Source organism: Micromonospora chersina (genome assembly GCF_900091475.1).
Classification (GTDB): Bacteria; Actinomycetota; Actinomycetes; order Mycobacteriales; family Micromonosporaceae; genus Micromonospora; species Micromonospora chersina.
This window is the reverse complement of the sequence record NZ_FMIB01000002.1, coordinates 852,804-870,160: the sequence shown is the minus strand read 5'-3', so window position 1 is coordinate 870,160 and position 17,357 is coordinate 852,804. Positions and strand designations below refer to the sequence as shown.

The following is a 17,357-nucleotide window of genomic DNA, read 5'->3' as shown; positions in this document are numbered from 1 at the left end:
CTCAGCTCTTTCGGGTCCGCGGGTCGAGAAGCAGGTACGCGACGTCGGCGAGCAGGTTCGCCACCAGCACGGAGATCGTGATGATCAGGAAGATCCCCTGCATCAGCGGGTAGTCCTTGTAGCCGACCGCCTGGAAGAGCTGGAAACCGAGACCCGGGTACGAGAACACGATCTCCACGAGCAACGTGCCGCCGACGATGAACCCGAGCGACAGGGCGAAGCCCGAGACGTTGGGCAGCAGCGCGTTGCGGGCCGCGTAGCTGAGCGCCACCCGGCGCTCCGACAGCCCCTTCGCGTGGGCGACGGTGATGTAGTCCTCCGACGAGACGGTCACCATCATGTTGCGCATGCTGAGGATCCAGCCGCTCATCGAGGAGACCAGGATGGTCGCCGCGGGCAGCACGCTGTGCTTGATCGCGCTGGGGATGAAGTACGCGTCGAACGCCGGCACGAGGCCCGCCTCGTAGCCGCCGGAGGACGGGAAGAAGCTCCCCGGCCCGGTGAACACGGCGATGGCGACGAGACCCAGCCAGAAGTAGGGGATCGAGGACAGGAACGTCGTGGCCGGCAGCAGCCCGTCGACCCAGGAGCCGCGCCGCCAGCCGGCGCCGACGCCCAGCGCGGTGCCGAGGAGGAAGCTGATGATCGTGGTGATGCCGACCAGGCCGACGGTCCACGGCAGGCTGTCGCCGATCACCGTCGACACCGGCGTGGGGAAGAAGGTGAACGACAGCCCCAGGTCGCCGTGGAGCAACTGTCCCCAGTAGTCGAGGTACTGCTGCCAGATGTTCTCGTGCGCGTCCAGCCCGAAGAGCACCCGCAGCGACTGGATGGCGTCGGCGCTGATCCGGCCCTGGTTGCGGGAGATGAGCGACTGCACCGGGTCACCCGGGACCAGGCGCGGGATGAAGAAGTTGAGCGTGATGGCCGCCCACGCCGTGAACAGGTAGAAGGCCGTGCGTTGCAGGAGGAATCTCATCGTGCCTCCCCGAGGGTGGCGGTGCCGTCCTGCTCGACCGCCGCCGGGGGCGGTGGCACGGCCGGGTCGGCGTCGGGCGCGGCGGAGCCGGGGGCGTCGGCGGCGACGGTGTCCGGGTCGTAGAGCCAGCAGGCCGCCCAGTGGCCGGGCCGGTCGCCGATGTCCAGGCGCGGCGGCAGGTCGGTGGTGCAGCGCCGCATGGCGTGCGGGCACCGGGGGTGGAACCGGCAGCCGGCCGGCGGGGCGATCAGGCTCGGCGGCTCGCCCTGACCGCGGTCCTTCCCGGCGGCCGTGTCGACGCCGGCGCCGTCGCCGGTGATGCGCTCGGGATCGGGCGCCGAATCGGTGAGCAGCCGGGTGTACGGGTGGGCCGGGTTCTGGGTGACGGTCTCGCTGTCGCCGCCCTCGACCATCCGGCCCGCGTACATCACGATCGTCTCGTCGGCGAAGTAGCGGGCCGAGGCGATGTCGTGGGTGATGTAGAGGATCGCGATGTTGAGCCGCTCCTTGAGGTCCTGGAGCAGGTTGAGCACGCCGAGGCGGATGGACACGTCGAGCATCGAGACCGGCTCGTCGGCGAGGAGCACCTCCGGGTCGGCGCCGAGCGCCCGGGCGATGGCGACGCGCTGCCGCTGGCCGCCGGACAGCTCGTGCGGGAAGGCGTCCAGGTAGCGCTCGGGCGGGGTGAGGCTCACCCGGGTGAGCAGCCTGCCGAGGGCCGCGTCCAGGTCCTCGGCACCGTGCCCGGCGTTGCCGTGGATCTTCAGCGACCGGGTCAGGTGGTAGCGGACGGTGTGCACCGGGTTCAACGAGGCGAACGGGTCCTGCAGGATCAGCTGGACCCGCCGCACGTACGACCGGAACGGCCGGCCGCCGCGCACCCGGGTCGAGGTGCCGTGCAGGCGGATGTCGCCGGCGGTGCGGGGGTAGATCTGGGCCAGCAGCCGCGCCACCGTGGACTTGCCGGAGCCGGACTCGCCGACCAGCGCCGTCACCCGCCCGCGGCGCAGCGCGAACGACACGTCGTCGACGGCGTGCACGACGGCCGGCGTCCGGGAGAAGAGGTCACGCAGCCGCCTGCGGACGGGGAAGTGCTTGGTCAGGCCGACGGCCTCCAGCACCACCTCGTCGACCGGCGCCGCCGCGCTCTCGCTCAACGTCATGCCGAGTTCCTGTCTGAGCGTGGGGTGCGCCTCCCCGGCCGGCCGGTGGCCGGCCGGGGAGGCGGTTGGCCAGGTCAGCCGTTGGCGGGCTTCAGGTGCAGGACCACGTCCAGCGCGTTGGGCTGGGTGGGCTGCATGGCGCCGTACGGGTTCGCGTCATCCGGCCAGCCGGTCCAGTTCTTCGTGCTGTACGCGCCCCCGATGTTGTCCGCGCCGACCGGGATCATCGGCATCTGCTCCACGAAGATCTTCTGGAGCGTGTTCATCGCGGTGGTGCGCGCGGCGTCGTCGGTCGCGTTCGCGTAGGCGACCAGCGCGTCGGTCGCCGCCTTGTTGTTGAAGCGGCCGAAGTTGCCGGCGGGTGAGGCGGTGCCGATCGGCTTGAGCTGCCGGCCGTCCATGATCGTCCGGTAGATGTCGTACGGCGTGGCGCCGCCCTCGGTCCACCGGAAGGTCGCCTCGAAGTTGCCCTGCTCGACGTTGCGGAACCAGGCGTCCTGGTTGGCCTTGTCGACGGTCGCCGCGATGCCGATCTTCGACAGGTTGTCCTTCACGATCTCCAGGCTGGTCTGGTAGTCGGACCACCCGGCCGGGTCGGTGAGCTTGACGGTGACCGGCTTGCCGGACTTGTCCTTGAGGGTGTTGCCGTCCAGCTTGTAGCCGGCGCCGGTCAGCAGCGCCTTGGCGCCCTCGACGTCGACCTTGTGCTCCTGGCCCTTGAACTCGGGCGCGACGAACGAGTCACCGGCCGGGCTGGGCAGGCCGGTCACGCTCTTCACCTGCGGGTGGAAGTAGCCGGCCTCGGCAGTGGTGAAGATGTCGGCGCGGTCGATGACCATGTTCATGGCACGGCGCAGCGCCGGGTCGTCGAACGGCTTCTTCGTGGTGTTGAGGTAGAGGCCGTGGATGCCCAGGATCGCCGGCGCCCACACCTTGTGGTGCTCCTGGTCCTTGGCCACGAAGACGGCCTGGTAGTTGGGGATGAAGACGAAGCTCCACTCCGACTCGCCGTTGGCCAGGGCGGTGGTCTGCGCGCTGTTGTCCGTGTAGGACGTGTAGCGCAGCTCCTTGACCTTCGGCGGGTCCTGCCAGTAGCCCTTGTCACGCACCGACAGCGTCATGCTGGCCGGCGTGAAGGACTTCAGGGTGTACGGGCCGCTGCCGACCGGCTGCTTGACGGTGTCGGTCGTCGGGTCGCTGATCTTCTCCCAGATGTGCTTGGGCACGATCGGCACCCGCCACAGCACCTTCTGCTGGTTGACGAACTGCGGGCTCTCCATCTTGATGGTGACGTCGTTGCCGCTGGCGGTCGCGTCCGTGTAGGGCACGCCCTGGTCGTTGAGCGCCGGGTACTTCTTCACCAGGTTGTAGGTGAAGGCGACGTCCTCGGCGGTGACCTTCTGCCCGTCGGACCAGGTGGCGTTGTCCCGGATGGTGACCTTCACCGAGGTGTAGTCCGACGACCACTCGGCCTTGGTGGCCAGCCACGGCTTGAACGGGTCGGCCGGCTTCACCGGGTTCCACATCATCAGCGGCTCGTAGATCTGCCAGCGGTAGCCCAGCGAGGCCGCGGCGGACGTGGTGAGGAACGGGTTGTTGTTCTCGGCCTGCGGGCCGTTCGGCATGCCGATGTTCAGCACCGTGGCCGCCTGGCCGTTCTTCTTGTTGGCGTTCGGGCTGTCGCCGCACGCGGCGACGCCGGTGGCCATCGCGCCGGCCAGCGCGACGGCGAGGAGTTGCCTTCTTCTCATGGAGGTCTCCCTCGGTGCTCCCGCAATCCTCGAGCGGGATGTGGTGGATGGAGGGTGTGCGGTGTTACCACCGGTGGGCGGGCGCCCGCCGGTGCGGGTGGTGCTACAGCGGTGGCGAGGTCAGGTGGCGCCGGTCGACGCGCGGACGGTGAAGCTGGTGGGGATGACTGTCGGGGTGCCGGGCAGCGGCGTCCCGCCGAGGTGGGCGATGAGGGTACGGGCGGCGACCGCCCCCATCTCCCGCAACGGCTGGCGCACCGAGCTCAGCGGTGGGTGGGTGTGCCCGGCCAGCGGCAGGTCGTCGAAGCCGACCACCGCCACGTCCTCCGGGACCCGCCGGCCGGCGTCCCGCAGCGCCTGGAGCGCCCCGGCGGCGGAGAGGTCGTTGTGGGCGAAGACGGCGTCGAACGGCACGCCGTCGGCGAGCAGGCGTTCCACCGCCGCCCGCCCGCACTCGAAGGTGAAGTCGCCCTCCACGACGAGGGCGGGGTCGATGGGCTGGCCGGCGTCGGCGTAGCCGTCCGCGAAGCCGGCGAGCCGTTCCCGGGTGCAGCCGAAGCGGCGCAGGCCGGTCACGACCAGCGGCCGCTTCCGCCCGTGCGCCAGCAGGTGCTCCGCGGCGGCCCGCGCGCCGGACTCGTTGGTGGTGCGGACGGACGGGAAACCCGGCTGGTGGCCGCGATCGTCGATGAGGATGACCGGCAGGCCGCGCTCGTGCAGCTCGGTGATGTAGTCGAGCGTGCCCTCCGGCTCGACCACCAGCAGGCCGTCGAAGGACTTCGCGGAGACCTGGGAGGCGAACCGCCGCATCGACTCGTCGCCGTGGGTGCAGGTGAACAGCAGCATGCCGTACCCCTCGGCCTCGACCACGTCGGCCGCGCCCTGGAGCACCTCGCCCATCCAGGGCCAGGTCAGGGCGGGCACCAGCATGCCGACGACCCGGGTACGCCCGCGGGCCAGGCCGACCGCGCGGGCGCTCGGCACGTAGCCGAGGGCGTTGATGACGGCGCGGACGCGGTCGGCGGTGCGGACGTGCACCTCGCCCTTGCCGTTGAGCACCCGGGAGACCGTCGTCTTGCTCACGCCGGCCCGGGTGGCGACGTCGGCGATGGTGATCGGCACGTGACGCTCCCGGGTCGAAGGGGTGAGGCGGGCGTTTCGGAACCGGTTGCGGAAGCGGTTCCGTCGCAGTCAACCGAAGTGGTGACGGTCACGTCAATAACAGGCAGGTAACGAAACATGGCTAAGTTCGAAACCTGAAAAAAGTGCCTCTGGACAACGCCGCCGATCAAGCCTGTGAGCAGTGTCGATGCGACGAAACGTCGGTCCGGGCCGCCGGTGGGGTCAGGCCGGCCGGGTGCGGGCGTAGACGTCGCCCGAGTTGGCCTCGTGCGGCAGCCCGCGCAGGTACGCCGCCACCTCGACCGCCGGCCGCCATCCGGGCAGCGCGAACGCCATCTCGTCGCCGAGCGCGACGGTGAAGTCGGTGAAGCCCAGCGCGGTGAGCCGGTCCAGGCAGCGCGCGGCCAGGTCCCGGGCGATGGTGGTGAACTCGAACGACAGCGCCGGCAGTGGCCGGCTCAGCCCGGCCAGCACGGCGTCCTCGAAGCCCTCCACGTCGATCTTCACGAAGGCCGGGACGCCGTGCGCCGCGATGAGGGTGTCGAGCGTCGTGCCGGCCACCTCGATCTCGGCGTCCCAGACCTCGTGCGCCCAGCCGCCGGCTCCGTCGGCGGCGCGCAGGAACCCGGCCGACGCGGTGGAGATGGTGGGGTTGGCCGAGTTCACGTGCAGGCGCACCGGCCCGGTACGCGCCCCGCACGCCGCCTCCACGATGGTCACGCGGTCGTCGCCTGCGTAGAGGGCGTGCAGGGCCCGGGTGCAGAGCGGCTGGGGCTCGACGGCCACCACCCGGGCGCCCAGCCGGCGGAAGCTGCCGAGCCGGTCGCCCACGTGTGCGCCCACGTCGAAGACCAGGTCGTCCGGGCGGACGAGGGGGGCGTAGAAGGCGTCCATGGCGGCCTCGCGGGCCGGGTCGCCGTAGTACGCGTCGAGGGAGCGGCGCAGGCCCGACATGGTGGGATCCGCCTTGAGTGCCTCGATCACCCCGTTATGACCGCCCATCACTCCGACCGTAGCCGCGACCGCGCCCATGTGAGCCCCTTTCGGGTGACCCCGCCCGGTGGACTCAACCCAGCCTCCTAGGACGCCCGAGGGAGTGTGACCGGGAACCCGGACACGAGCCGCCCGTCGAGATTCCTCGGAAAATTTCGTGGTGGGATGTCGAGAACCGGGACCCGGCTCCGTCCCCGCAGTGAACACGGCCACGACGGGCCGTACCGCACCGAGGAGAACACCATGGCCAAGTACCTGCTGCTGAAGCACTACCGCGGCGCGCCGGCGGCCGTCAACGACGTGCCGATGGACCAGTGGACGCCGGAGGAGGTCACGGCGCACCTGCGGTACATGCAGGACTTCGCCGACCGGCTGGAGGGCACCGGGGAGTTCGTCGACGGTCAGGCGCTCTCCCCGGAGGGCACGTTCGTCCGCTACGACGGCGAGGGGCGGCCGCCGGTCACCGACGGCCCGTTCGCGGAGACCAAGGACCTGATCGCCGGCTGGATGGTGATCGACGTCGACACGTACGAGCGGGCGATCGAGCTGGCCGGCGAGTTGTCCGCGGCTCCGGGCGCGGGCGGGAAGCCGATCCACGAGTGGCTCGAGGTGCGTCCGTTCCTGACGGCGCACGCGCCCGTCACGGAGTGACGCACGGTGGACGAGGTCCTGCTGCGGAGCCTCACGCCCACCGTGATCGGGGTCCTCGTCCGCCGCGGAGCTGACTTCGCGGCGGCCGAGGACGCCGTTCAGGACGCCCTGGTCGAGGCCGTACGCGGGTGGCCGGACGACCCGCCGCGGGACCCGAAGGGCTGGCTGGTCGCGGTGGCCTGGCGCAAGTTCCTCGACGCCGCCCGCGCCGACGCCTCCCGGCGTCGGCGCGAGGTGCGCGTCGAGGTGGAGCCGGCGCCCGGCCCGAGCGAGGTGGCGGACGACACGCTCCAGCTGTACTTCCTGTGTGCGCACCCGTCGCTCACACCGGCCTCGGCGGTCGCGTTGACGCTGCGCGCGGTCGGCGGCCTGACCACGCGGCAGATCGCGCAGGCCTACCTGGTGCCGGAGGCGACCATGGCCCAGCGGATCAGCCGGGCCAAGCGGACGGTCTCGGGCGTCCGGTTCACCGAGCCCGGTGACGTCGCCACGGTGCTGCGCGTGCTCTACCTGGTCTTCAACGAGGGTTACTCCGGCGACGTGGACCTGGCCGCCGAGGCGATCCGGCTCACCCGTGAGCTGGCGACCAGGATCGACCACGAGGAGGTCGCGGGCCTGCTGGCGCTCATGCTGCTCCACCATGCCCGGCGCGCGGCACGGACCGGCCCCGACGGCCGGCTCGTGCCGCTGGCCGAGCAGGACCGCGGCCGGTGGGACACCCGCCTGATCGCCGAGGGCGTCGACGTGCTCCAGAGGGCCCTGGCCCGGGACCGCCTGGGCGAGTTCCAGGCCCAGGCCGCCATCGCGGCGCTGCACGCCGACGCCCGGACGGTCGAGGAGACCGACTGGGTGCAGATCGTCGAGTGGTACGACGAGCTGGTGCGCCTCACCGACAGCCCGGTGGCCCGCCTCAACCGGGCCGTCGCGGTCGGCGAGGCCGACGGTCCGCGCGCGGGGCTGGCCGCGCTGGCGGGGCTCGACCCCGCCCTGCCCCGGTACGCCGCCGTGGCGGCCTACCTCCGGGAGCGCGACGGTGACCTGGTGGCCGCGGCGCGCCTCTACGCCGACGCCGCCCGGAAGGCGCCCAGCGTCGCCGAACGCGACCACCTCACCCGACAGGCCGCACGAATCAACGCCCGGCTGCGCGGCTAGCGGCGAGGGCCGCTCACGGCGTCTCGACGACCTCCTGACCGAGCGGCCAGAGCGCGGCGGGGACGAGCTTGAAGTTGGCCACCCCGAACGGGATGCCGATGATCGTCACGCAGAGCGCGACGCCCGCGAGGATGTGGGACAGGGCGAGCCACCAGCCGGCCAGCAGCACCCACAGCACGTTGGCCAGGCCGGAGGCGACCCCGGCGCCGGGCTTCGGCACGACGGTGCGGCCGAACGGCCACAGCGCGTACGAGGCGAGACGGAGCGAGGCCACCCCGAACGGGATGGTGACCACCAGCGCGAAGCAGATCAGGGCGGCCACGCCGTAGCCGAGGGCCAGGACGAAGCCACCGCCGAAGACGAGCCACAACACGTTCAGCAGAAAGCGAAGCACGCTCCCATGGTGGCCACCGCCCGCAAGGTCACGCGGCCGCCGGCCTAGCCGCCGAGGCGGTGGCGCAGGGCGAGGTGGAGGGCCAGCCGCCGGTCCGGGTCGTCGAGGGCCGCGCCGAACAGCTCCCGCAGTTGGCGCATGCGGTAGCGCACGGTCTGCGGGTGGGTGTGCAGGTCCTCGGCCACGGCCACCACCTGCCCCTGCCGGCGCAGCCAGCCGTGCAGCGTCTCGGCGAGGGCCCGGCGGGCGGCCGGCCGCAGGCCGGCCAGTGGGGCGAGGCAGGCGTCGGCGAGGTGGTCGGCCAGTCCCGGTTCCCAGCGCAGCAGCAGGGTGAGCAGGTGGTCGTCGCCGGCCGCCGGGTCGCCCGGCAGCACGCCCTCCCGGCGCAGCGCCAGGGCGCGGCCGGAGATCCGGTACGACAGCCTTGCCCGGCCCAGCGCCACGCTCGGCCCGAGCGCCGCCCGCCGCCCGGCGAGGGCCTGGCGGGCCCGGTCCAGCCGGCCCGGGGTGCCCGGGTCGGGCAGCACGATCCGTACCGCGTCGTCGATGACCGTGGCGATCGCGCCGCCGCCGATGGTGCGGCCCAGGTGGTCGGCGTCGTCGCCGTCGACGCTGAGCACGGCGACCGTCCGGGGCAGCGGCCAGCGGGCCGCGTCGGCGGCGGCGCGCAGCGCGGCGTCGGCCGGCGGTTGGGGCTGGACGAGCAGGGTGATGAGCCGCCGCCGGGTGGTGGCCCAGTCCTGCGCGGCGTCGCGCTGCTCGTCGAGGTAGCCCTCGGCGGCGGCGCCGGCGAGGGCGTCGACGTAGCCGAAGAGCGCGCCGGCGACCACGTACAGGTCGGTGGGGGCGGGGCCGGCTGCCGTGGTGTGCGCGACGAGGAACGCCCACATCTCCCGGCCGCCGAGGGTGAGCACGGCGCGCAGCGCGTCGACCCGGTGCCCCTCCCGGTACTCGGTGCGGCCCAGTTCGTGGAAGACGGCCCGGGTGGCGGTCAGGTCGCGGGCCGGCTCGGCGACCGCGTCGACGAAGGCGTCCACGGCGGTCCGGACGCCGAGGGCCAGTCCGCGTCCCTGCCCGCCGGTGAGGGAGCGGCCCTGCGCCCGCATGGCGGCGCGGACGGCTTCCAGGATCCGGGCGTGGAGCGGGGCGCGCAGGTCGCGCAGCTGCTCGCCGACGGCCGGTGCGAGGTGGGCCAGGCCGGGCTCGATGTCGAGCAGCGTGTCGGCCATCGTCGGCTCCTTTTGTCATGGCGGTGACAAACGAGGTGGCGGATCTCGCACGCCCCGACCAAGGATTTTGGCATCCGGCTACGTACGGTCGGTGCGTGGATAGCGATGTGATCGTGGTCGGGGCGGGCCTGGCGGGGCTGGTCGCCGCCGCCGAGGCGGCCGACGCCGGCCGGCGGGTGCTGCTGCTGGACCAGGAGCCGGAGCAGAACCTCGGCGGGCAGGCGTGGTGGTCGTTCGGCGGGTTGTTCCTGGTCGACTCGCCGGAGCAGCGGCGGATGGGCATCCGGGACTCGGTGGAGCTGGCCTGGCAGGACTGGACCGGCAGCGCCGCCTTCGACCGTCCCGAGGACCACTGGCCACGCCGGTGGGCGGAGGCGTACGTACACTTCGCGGCCGGCGAGAAGCGGGCCTGGCTGCGGGGCATGGGCCACCGGGTCTTCCCGGTCGTGAGCTGGGCCGAGCGGGGCGGGGGAGCGGCGCACGGGCACGGCAACTCGGTGCCGCGCTTCCACGTCACCTGGGGCACCGGCCCCGGCGTGGTCGAGCCGTTCGCCCGGCGGGTCCGTGCCGCCGCCGAGCAGGGCCGGATCCGGTTGCTGTTCCGGCACCGGGTCGACGGGCTGGTCACCAGCGGTGGTGTCGTCACGGGCGTGCGGGGCGCGGTGCTGGCCCCCGACGACGCCCCGCGCGGCCGGCCCACCTCGCGGACCGTGGTCGGCGACTTCGCGTACGGGGCGCAGGCCGTGATCGTCACCTCGGGCGGGATCGGCGGCGACCACGACCTCGTCCGGCGGGCCTGGCCGGCGCGGCTCGGCACCCCGCCGGCCCGGATGGTCACCGGGGTGCCCGCGTACGTCGACGGGCGCATGCTGGCCGTCACCGAGACGGCCGGCGGTCAGGTGATCAATCCGGACCGGATGTGGCACTACACCGAGGGGCTGCGCAACTGGGACCCGGTCTGGCCTGGTCACGGCATCCGGATCCTGCCCGGGCCGTCGTCGCTCTGGCTCGACGCGACCGGCGAGCGGCTGCCCGCGCCGCTCTTCCCCGGCTTCGACACCCTCGCCACGCTGCGCCACCTGCGGGCCACCGGCCACGACTACAGCTGGTTCGTGCTCACCCAGAAGATCCTGGAGAAGGAGTTCGCGCTGTCGGGCTCGGAGCAGAACCCCGACCTGACCAACCGCAGCGTGCGGCAGGTGCTCCAGCGGGTCCGTCCCGGCGCACCCGGGCCGGTGGAGGCGTTCAAGCGGCACGGCGCGGACTTCGTCGTGGCGGACGGCCTGCCGGAGCTGGTCGACGGGATGAACAAGCTGGCCGCCGAGAGCGGCGGGCCGCAGCTCGACGCCCTGGCGGTGCGCCGGGTCGTCGAGGCGCGGGACCGGGAGATCGCCCACCCGTTCGGCAAGGACGCCCAGCTGCACGCCATCCGCGGCGCCCGCCGCTACCGGGGTGACCGGCTGATCCGGGTCGCCACCCCGCACCGGCTGCTCGACCCGGCCGCCGGCCCGCTGATCGCCGTGCAGCTGCACGTGCTGACCCGCAAGACCCTCGGCGGCCTGCACACCGACCTGTCCGGCCGGGTGCTGCGCGCCGACGGCGAACCCCTCGCCGGGGTGTACGCCGCCGGCGAGGTCGCCGGCTTCGGGGGCGGCGGGATGCACGGCTACAACGCCCTGGAGGGCACCTTCCTGGGCGGCTGCCTCTTCTCCGGCCGCGCCGCCGGCCGCGCCGCCGCGGCGGCCGTCGGGTAGCCGGCACCGCCGGCGGGCCGCCGTCGGGATGGCCCGGACCCCGGCCGGGGCCGCCGCGGGGGACAGCGGACCGGGCCGGGGTGGTCAGACCGCCGGCACTACCCGCCGGCGCGCGGTGGGGAGCACCAGCGGGGTGCCGGTCTCGGGGTCCTCGATGATCCGGCAGGGCAGGCCGAACACCTCCTCGATCAGGTCGGTGGTGACGATCCGGCGCGGGTCCCCGGCGGCGACCACCCGCCCGTCGCGCATGGCCACCAGGTGGGTGGCGTAGCGGGCGGCCTGGTGCAGGTCGTGCAGCACCGCGACCAGGGTGCGGCCCTGCTCCTCGTGCAGGCGGGCGCAGAGGTCCAGCACCTCGACCTGGTGGGCGATGTCGAGGTAGGTGGTCGGCTCGTCGAGCAGCAGCAGCGGCGTCTGCTGGGCCAGCGCCATGGCGATCCAGACCCGCTGCCGCTGCCCGCCGGACAGCTCGTCGACCGGCCGGTCGGCCAGCTCGGCGACGCCGGTGTCGGCCATGGCCCGGTCGACCACCCGTTCGTCCTCGCGGGACCACTGCCGCAGCAGGCCCTGGTGCGGGTAGCGGCCCCGGGACACCAGCTCGGCCACGGAGAGCCCGTCGGGGGCCACCGCCGACTGGGGGAGCAACCCGAGGGTACGGGCGACCTGCCGCGCCGGCCGCCGGTGGATGTCGGCGCCGTCGAGCAGCACCGTGCCCCGGGCGGGCCGCAGCAGCCGGGCCAGGGCGCGCAGCAGGGTGGACTTGCCGCACGCGTTCGGCCCGATGATCACGGTGAAGGAGCCGTCCGGGACGGCCACCGTGAGGTCCTCGGCGACGGTGCGCCGGTCGTAGCCGAGGGTCAGCGCCTCGCCGACCAGCCGGGAGGTGTCGGGCCGCATCGGGGTTCCCTTCTCGTCGGGGCCGGTCATCGCCGGCCCCCGCGTTCGCCGGCGAGCAGCCAGGCCAGGTAGCCGCCGCCGAGCACGCCGGTGACCACGCCGACGGGCAGTTGCCGGCCGGCGACCGCGTGCTGGGCGACCTGGTCGGCGGCGAGCAGCAGGGCCGCGCCGACGACCGCCGAGGGCAGCAGGTTCGGGCCGGGCGCGCGGGTGAGCCGCCGGGCCAGGTGCGGGGCGGTCAGCGCCAGGAACGACACCGGTCCGGCGGCCGCCGCCGCGACGGAGACCAGCAGCACGGCCGCGCCGAGCGCGGCGACCCGGACCCGGCGCACCGGCACGCCGAGCCCGGCGGCCGAGTCGTCGCCCATCTCCAGCAGCCGCAGGGCGGGGGCTCGGGCGAGCAGGACGGCGGGCAGCAGCACCGCCAGCGCGCCGAGCACCGGCAGCGCGTTGGCCCAGCCCCGCCCGTCCAGGCTGCCGGTGAGCCAGAGCGCGGCGCGGGCGGCGTCCATGAGCGGGGCGCGGGTGAGCAGCCAGCCGTTGACGCCGGTGAGGATGGCGGTGACGCCGATGCCGATGAGCACCAGCCGGTGCCCGCCGACGCCGTGGCGGCCGGCCAGGGCGTACAGGAGCAGGCCGGTGGCCAGACCGCCGGCGGCGGCCGCACCGGCCAGGGCGGCGCTGCCGCCGCCGAGCACCACCACGACAAGCGCGCCGGTGGCCGCGCCGGAGGTGACGCCGAGAACGTCGGGGCTGCCCAGCGGGTTGCGGGTCAGGGACTGGAACACCGCGCCGGCGAGGCCGAGGGCGGCGCCGACCGCCAGGGCCGTGACGAGGCGGGGCAGCCGGAGTTCGGTGACGATGAACCGCTCGGCGGGGTTGCCGCCGCCGGCCAGGACGCGCAGCACGTCGGCCGGGGCGATGGGGTAGTCGCCGGCGCCGACGGCCAGCACGGCGAGGGCGAGGGCGAGCAGCGTGCCGGCCAGGCCGACGGCGAGGGCGCGGGGCCGCAGGCGCAGTGACAGCCCGCCGGGAAGGCGCAGGACGATCACAGCCGGCCCACCCGTCCGCGCCGGACCAGGTGCAGGAAGAGCGGCCCGCCGAGCACGGCGGTGACCAGTCCCACCTGGAGTTCGCCAGGGCGGCCGAGCACCCGGCCGGCCACGTCGGCGGTGAGCAGCAGCACCGGCGCGAACACGGCGCACCAGGGCAGCAGGCGGCGCGGGTCCGGGCCGGTGAGGGCGCGGACCAGGTGCGGGGCGAGCAGGCCCACGAAGACGATCGGTCCGCAGGCGGCGGTGGCCGCTCCGCAGAGCAGCGTGACGGCGACGACCACCGCGCCCCGGACCAGGCCGGGGCGGGCGCCGAGCGCGCGGGCCGAGTCGTCGCCGAGGGCCAGGGCGGCCAGCGGGCGGGTCACCAGCAGGGCGATCAGCAGTCCGGTCAGGACGAACGGCAGCAGGCTGGGCAGGGTGTCGGTGCGGGCGCCGGCCAGTGAGCCGACGGTCCAGAACCGCAGCCGCTCCAGCGAGGTGCTGTCGACGAGCATGACCGCGCTGACGTAGGAGAACAGGGCCGCGTTGAGCGCCGCCCCGGCCAGGGCCAGCCGGGCGGGGGTTGCCTGCCGGCCACCGGCGATGGTGTGCACCGCGACGGTGACCGCGGCGGCGCCGAGCAGCGCGTACCAGACCTGGTGGTCGAGGTCGGCGACGCCGAGCAGCACGGTGGCGGTGGCCACGGCGGCCGACGCGCCCGCGTTGATGCCGAGCAGGCCGGGGTCGGCGAGCGGGTTGCGGGTCAGCGTCTGCATGGCCGCTCCGGCGACACCGAGCGCCGCGCCGGCGGCAAGGCCGAGCAGGGTGCGGGGCAGCCGCCCCTGGTGCACCACGGCGTACTCGGGGGAGGCCGGGTCGGTGAGGCCGTGCCACACCTCGGCGAGGGACAGGGGCTTCGCGCCGAGGACGAGGCTGAGCACGGCCACCGCGGCGAGCAGCAGCACGCCGAGGGTGAGCCCGCCGGCCCGGAGCCGGCGGCGCCGGCCGGTCGCCGGGGCGGCGACGGCGCCGCTTCGGGGTGGGGTGATGACGGACAGCGTGGACTCCGGGGGCGGGAAGGACCTTGACAGCGACTTAGGTTAGGTTAGCCTAACTCGCTGTCCATGGTCATTCGCAGACCCGTACCGAAAGACTTCGCCATGCCCGATGCCCTGTCCCGCCGCCCGCTCTCCCGCCGCGGCTTCCTCGCCGCCGCCGGCGCCGCCGGCCTCGGCGCCCTCCTCGCCGGCTGCGGCAAGGACGGCGACGACGCCGCCACCAGCGCCGGCCCCACCGGCGGTCCCTGGTCGTTCACCGACGACCGGCAGCAGAAGGTCGACGCGGCCGCCCGGCCCGCCCGGATCGTCGCCTTCACCGGCGTGGCCGCCGCCCTTGTCGACTTCGGACTCGACAAGCAGATCGTCGGCGTGTTCGGCGAGACGAAGAAGGCCGACGGCAGCAAGGAGCCGCAGGCCGGCGACCTCGACGTCGAGCAGGTCGAGATCCTCGGCAACGCCTGGGGCGAGTTCAACCTGGAGAAGTACGCCGGGCTCCGCCCCGAACTGCTGGTCACCCACATGTACGACCCGGGCGCGCTCTGGTACGTCCCCGACGAGAGCAAGGCGAAGATCCTGCCGCTGGCCCCCAGCGTCGCGATCACCACGGCCCGCGTGCCGATGACGAAGCCCATCGAGCGGTACGCCGAACTCGCCGCCTCCCTCGGCGCCGACCTCGGCGCGAAGAAGGTCACCGACGCGAAGGCCCGGTTCACCGCGGCCGCCGAGGCGGTGCGCCAGGCGGTCAAGGCGAACCCCGGCATCAGGGTGATGGCCGCCTCGGGCAGCCCCGACCTGTTCTACGTCTCCAACCCCAAGGTCAGCACCGACCTCATGTTCTTCGCCGAACTCGGCGTCGACCTGGTGGTGCCGACCAAGCTGGAGCAGGGCGACTACTTCGAGGCGCTGAGCTGGGAGAACACCGGCAAGTTCCCGGCCGACCTGATCCTGCTCGACAACCGACCCACCGCCCTGCAGCCGAAGGACCTCGCCGCGAAGCCCACCTGGGCGCAGCTGCCCGCGGTCAAGGCCAACCAGGTCACCCCGTGGGACGCGGTGCCCCGTTTCTCGTACGCCGGGGCCGCCCCGCTGCTGGAGAACCTGGCCACCGCCATCCGGGGCGCGAAGAAGGTCACCGCGTGACCACCGCGGTCGCCCTGCGGTACCGGTTCTACGCCGCCCGGGTGCTCGCCACCCGGGCGGTGGGCGACTGCCTGGTCCGGGTCACCTTCGGCGGCGACGACCTCGGGGAGTTCGCCGGCGGCGGCCGGGACCAGAGCGTCTCGGTCTTCCTGCCGCACCCCGGCCAGGACGCCCCGGTCGTCCCCCTCGAGGCGGGCGAGGACTGGTACACGGCCTGGCGGGCCCTGGACCCGTCGGTGCGGGCGGTGATGCGCTCGTACACGATCCGGGCGCAGCGGCCCGAGCGGAACGAGCTGGACATCGAGTTCGTCCGGCACGGCGACACCGGCCCGGCCACCCGCTGGGCCGGCCGGGCCCGGCCGGGCGACCGGGTGCTCCTGCTCGGGCCGGCCGTGCCGGACGAGCGCACCGTGCGCTTCCAGCCGCCCACCGGCGCCGACGCCGTGCTGCTGGTCGCCGACGAGACCGCGCTGCCGGCCGTCGGCGGGATCCTCGACTGGCTGCCCGCCGGCACCCCGGTCCGGGCCTTCGTCGAGGTCCCGGCGGCCGGCGACATCCAGCCGCTGCCCACCGCCGCCCGCGCCGAGGTGACCTGGCTGGTGCGGGGCGCCACGGGGCCGGGCAGCAGCCTGCTGGCCGACGCGCTGCGCGGCGCCCGGCTGCCCGGCGCCGCCCCGTACGCCTGGATCGCCGGCGAGGCCGGCATGGTGAAGGCGGTCCGCCGGCACCTGGTCGGCGAGCGCGGCCTGGACCGCCGCCGGGTCACCTTCGCCGGCTACTCACGGCGCGGCGCGTCGGAGGAGGACCTCCGGGCCGAGGCCATCGACGCCTGACCGATCCGCCGGCGGGACTACCGCAGCGCCACCGGGGTAGAGGACAGCGTGATCGCGCCCGGGCCGTACCGCCGGTGGCGCCCGGACCGCCGGGACGCGCCGTGACCCAGGTGGTGGCCGCCGCGCGCCGGCAGGCGCAGGAGGCGTACGAGCGGTTGCGCCGGTACTTCATCGTCGCCCTCCAGGCGGGCGTGGCGGCCGGGCTGTCCTGGTATATCGCCAACACCCTGCTGCACAACCCGCAGCCGCTGTTCGCGCCCGCCGCCGCGGTCGGCACCATCGCCGCGGCCATCGGGAACCGGGTACGCCGCACCGCCGAGCTGCTCGGCGGGGTGATCGTCGGCGTGCTCGTCGCCGACCTGATCATCCAGGTGATCGGGACCGGGCCCGTGCAGACCGGGCTGGTCGTCGCGCTGGCCATCTCGGCGGCGGTGGTGTTCCGCGGCAGCGGGGCGGTGATGGTGCAGGCCGGCAGCACCGCCGTCCTGCTGGGCACCGTCGAGCCCAGCGCGCCGGACCTGGCCGTGCCGCGGACCGCCAACGCGCTGGTCGGCGGCGGGGTGGCGGTGGTGGTGGCGCTGCTCCTGCTGCCGCTGAACCCCGTCCGGGTGGTGCACCGCGCCGCCGGCGCCAGCCTCGACATCTTCGCCCACCAGCTGACCGTCACCGCCGAGGCGCTCGCCGCCGGCGACGCCGGGCAGGCCGACGCGGCGTTGCAGCGCCTCCAGTCGGCCGAGGCGGAGCGGCAGCAGACCACCGAGATCGTCGCCGCGGCCGCGGAGGTGGCGTCGCTGTCCCCGTGGCGGTGGCGGCGCCGGTCCCAGCTGCGCCGCTACCAGCACGCCGCCACGCACCTGGAACTGGCCTTCACCAACAGCCGCAACATGGTCCGCCGGGTGGTCGCGCTGCTCGACGCCCGGGAGCCGGTCCCGGCCGACCTGCCGGTCGCCGTCGAGACCTTCGGGCAGGCGCTGCGGCTGCTGCACCGGGACTTCCTGGCCGGCCGGACGCCGGAGATCGCCCGGTCGCACGCGTTGCGTGCCGCCGCGGCGGTCCAGCGGGCCCGGGCCGAGGGGCTCGGTTTCTCCGGCACCATCGTCGCCTCGCAGCTGCTGATCGTGGCCGGCGAGCTGCTCCAGGCCTCCGGGCTGACCAAGGCCGAGGCGGACCGGATGGCCGGGGTCTGAGCGGCCACCGGGGTCCCGCG

16 protein-coding genes are annotated in these 17,357 nt (G+C 74.2%); 6 read left to right on the top strand and 10 right to left on the bottom strand.

The features are described from left to right. Position 1: 1 nt before the first annotated feature. The 5 genes from GA0070603_RS03995 to GA0070603_RS03975 form a co-directional block, all read right to left on the bottom strand. Complete coding sequence (locus GA0070603_RS03995; protein ID WP_091307279.1) at positions 2 to 979, bottom strand: ABC transporter permease; 978 nt, start codon at positions 977 to 979, stop codon at positions 2 to 4. Continuing rightward, positions 976 to 2,142 carry an ABC transporter ATP-binding protein gene (locus GA0070603_RS32545; RefSeq protein ID WP_091307275.1) on the bottom strand — a complete coding sequence of 389 codons (1,167 nt, stop codon included), beginning with the start codon at positions 2,140 to 2,142 and terminating at the stop codon, positions 976 to 978. Before GA0070603_RS32545 ends, GA0070603_RS03995 begins: the two co-directional genes overlap by 4 nt. Positions 2,143 to 2,216: 74 nt before the next feature. Beyond that, positions 2,217 to 3,893 carry an ABC transporter substrate-binding protein gene (locus GA0070603_RS03985; RefSeq protein ID WP_091307273.1) on the bottom strand — a complete coding sequence of 559 codons (1,677 nt, stop codon included), beginning with the start codon at positions 3,891 to 3,893 and terminating at the stop codon, positions 2,217 to 2,219. 120 nt (positions 3,894 to 4,013) lie between these two features. Next, the gene (locus GA0070603_RS03980) at positions 4,014 to 5,015 is read right to left on the bottom strand and encodes a LacI family DNA-binding transcriptional regulator (RefSeq protein WP_091307270.1); all 1,002 of its coding nucleotides are present in this window, start codon (positions 5,013 to 5,015) and stop codon (positions 4,014 to 4,016) included. Between the two features lie 222 nt (positions 5,016 to 5,237). After that, entirely contained in the window at positions 5,238 to 6,017 is a 780-nt protein-coding gene (locus tag GA0070603_RS03975) for an FkbM family methyltransferase (protein ID WP_167544480.1), read from the bottom strand. Positions 6,018 to 6,251: 234 nt separating this feature from the next. On the opposite strand from GA0070603_RS03975, the gene GA0070603_RS03970 reads away from it, so the two are divergent. Both GA0070603_RS03970 and GA0070603_RS03965 read left to right on the top strand, forming a co-directional pair. Then, positions 6,252 to 6,659 (top strand): YciI family protein, encoded by a 408-nt coding sequence (locus tag GA0070603_RS03970; protein ID WP_091307264.1) that lies wholly within the window; start codon positions 6,252 to 6,254, stop codon positions 6,657 to 6,659. A gap of 6 nt (positions 6,660 to 6,665) precedes the next feature. After that, positions 6,666 to 7,811: an RNA polymerase sigma factor gene (locus GA0070603_RS03965; RefSeq protein ID WP_091307261.1), complete on the top strand. Its 1,146-nt coding sequence runs from the start codon at positions 6,666 to 6,668 to the stop codon at positions 7,809 to 7,811. A 13-nt stretch (positions 7,812 to 7,824) separates the two neighbouring features. On the opposite strand, the gene GA0070603_RS03960 is transcribed toward GA0070603_RS03965, so the two are convergent. Both GA0070603_RS03960 and GA0070603_RS03955 read right to left on the bottom strand, forming a co-directional pair. Further along, positions 7,825 to 8,205 (bottom strand): YccF domain-containing protein, encoded by a 381-nt coding sequence (locus tag GA0070603_RS03960; RefSeq protein WP_091307259.1) that lies wholly within the window; start codon positions 8,203 to 8,205, stop codon positions 7,825 to 7,827. A gap of 44 nt (positions 8,206 to 8,249) precedes the next feature. Continuing rightward, complete coding sequence (locus tag GA0070603_RS03955) at positions 8,250 to 9,434, bottom strand: PucR family transcriptional regulator (RefSeq protein WP_091307256.1); 1,185 nt, start codon at positions 9,432 to 9,434, stop codon at positions 8,250 to 8,252. A gap of 95 nt (positions 9,435 to 9,529) precedes the next feature. Here GA0070603_RS03955 and GA0070603_RS03950 point away from each other — a divergent pair, with 95 nt between their 5' ends. After that, positions 9,530 to 11,188 carry an FAD-binding dehydrogenase gene (locus tag GA0070603_RS03950; protein WP_208862794.1) on the top strand — a complete coding sequence of 553 codons (1,659 nt, stop codon included), beginning with the start codon at positions 9,530 to 9,532 and terminating at the stop codon, positions 11,186 to 11,188. Between the two features lie 84 nt (positions 11,189 to 11,272). Here the strand turns inward: GA0070603_RS03950 and GA0070603_RS03945 are convergent, their stop codons facing one another. Genes GA0070603_RS03945 through GA0070603_RS03935 form a run of 3 tightly spaced genes read right to left on the bottom strand, consistent with a single transcriptional unit; the run spans position 11,273 to position 14,210 of the window. Next, on the bottom strand, positions 11,273 to 12,085 hold the full coding sequence (locus tag GA0070603_RS03945) for an ABC transporter ATP-binding protein (protein ID WP_091321500.1): 813 nt from the start codon (positions 12,083 to 12,085) through the stop codon (positions 11,273 to 11,275). Between the two features lie 26 nt (positions 12,086 to 12,111). Further along, positions 12,112 to 13,137 (bottom strand): FecCD family ABC transporter permease, encoded by a 1,026-nt coding sequence (locus tag GA0070603_RS03940; RefSeq protein ID WP_091307251.1) that lies wholly within the window; start codon positions 13,135 to 13,137, stop codon positions 12,112 to 12,114. Beyond that, positions 13,134 to 14,210: a FecCD family ABC transporter permease gene (locus GA0070603_RS03935; protein ID WP_425270496.1), complete on the bottom strand. Its 1,077-nt coding sequence runs from the start codon at positions 14,208 to 14,210 to the stop codon at positions 13,134 to 13,136. Before GA0070603_RS03935 ends, GA0070603_RS03940 begins: the two co-directional genes overlap by 4 nt. 69 nt (positions 14,211 to 14,279) lie before the next feature. On the opposite strand from GA0070603_RS03935, the gene GA0070603_RS03930 reads away from it, so the two are divergent. The 3 genes from GA0070603_RS03930 (at position 14,280) to GA0070603_RS03920 (ending at position 17,337) form a co-directional block, all read left to right on the top strand. Next, complete coding sequence (locus tag GA0070603_RS03930) at positions 14,280 to 15,317, top strand: ABC transporter substrate-binding protein (RefSeq protein ID WP_091307245.1); 1,038 nt, start codon at positions 14,280 to 14,282, stop codon at positions 15,315 to 15,317. Beyond that, positions 15,314 to 16,150 (top strand): siderophore-interacting protein, encoded by an 837-nt coding sequence (locus GA0070603_RS03925; RefSeq protein WP_091307242.1) that lies wholly within the window; start codon positions 15,314 to 15,316, stop codon positions 16,148 to 16,150. The genes GA0070603_RS03930 and GA0070603_RS03925 overlap by 4 nt, the downstream gene beginning before the upstream one ends. A gap of 101 nt (positions 16,151 to 16,251) precedes the next feature. Further along, positions 16,252 to 17,337 (top strand): FUSC family protein, encoded by a 1,086-nt coding sequence (locus GA0070603_RS03920; protein WP_167544479.1) that lies wholly within the window; start codon positions 16,252 to 16,254, stop codon positions 17,335 to 17,337. The last annotated feature ends 20 nt before the right edge of the window (positions 17,338 to 17,357 follow it).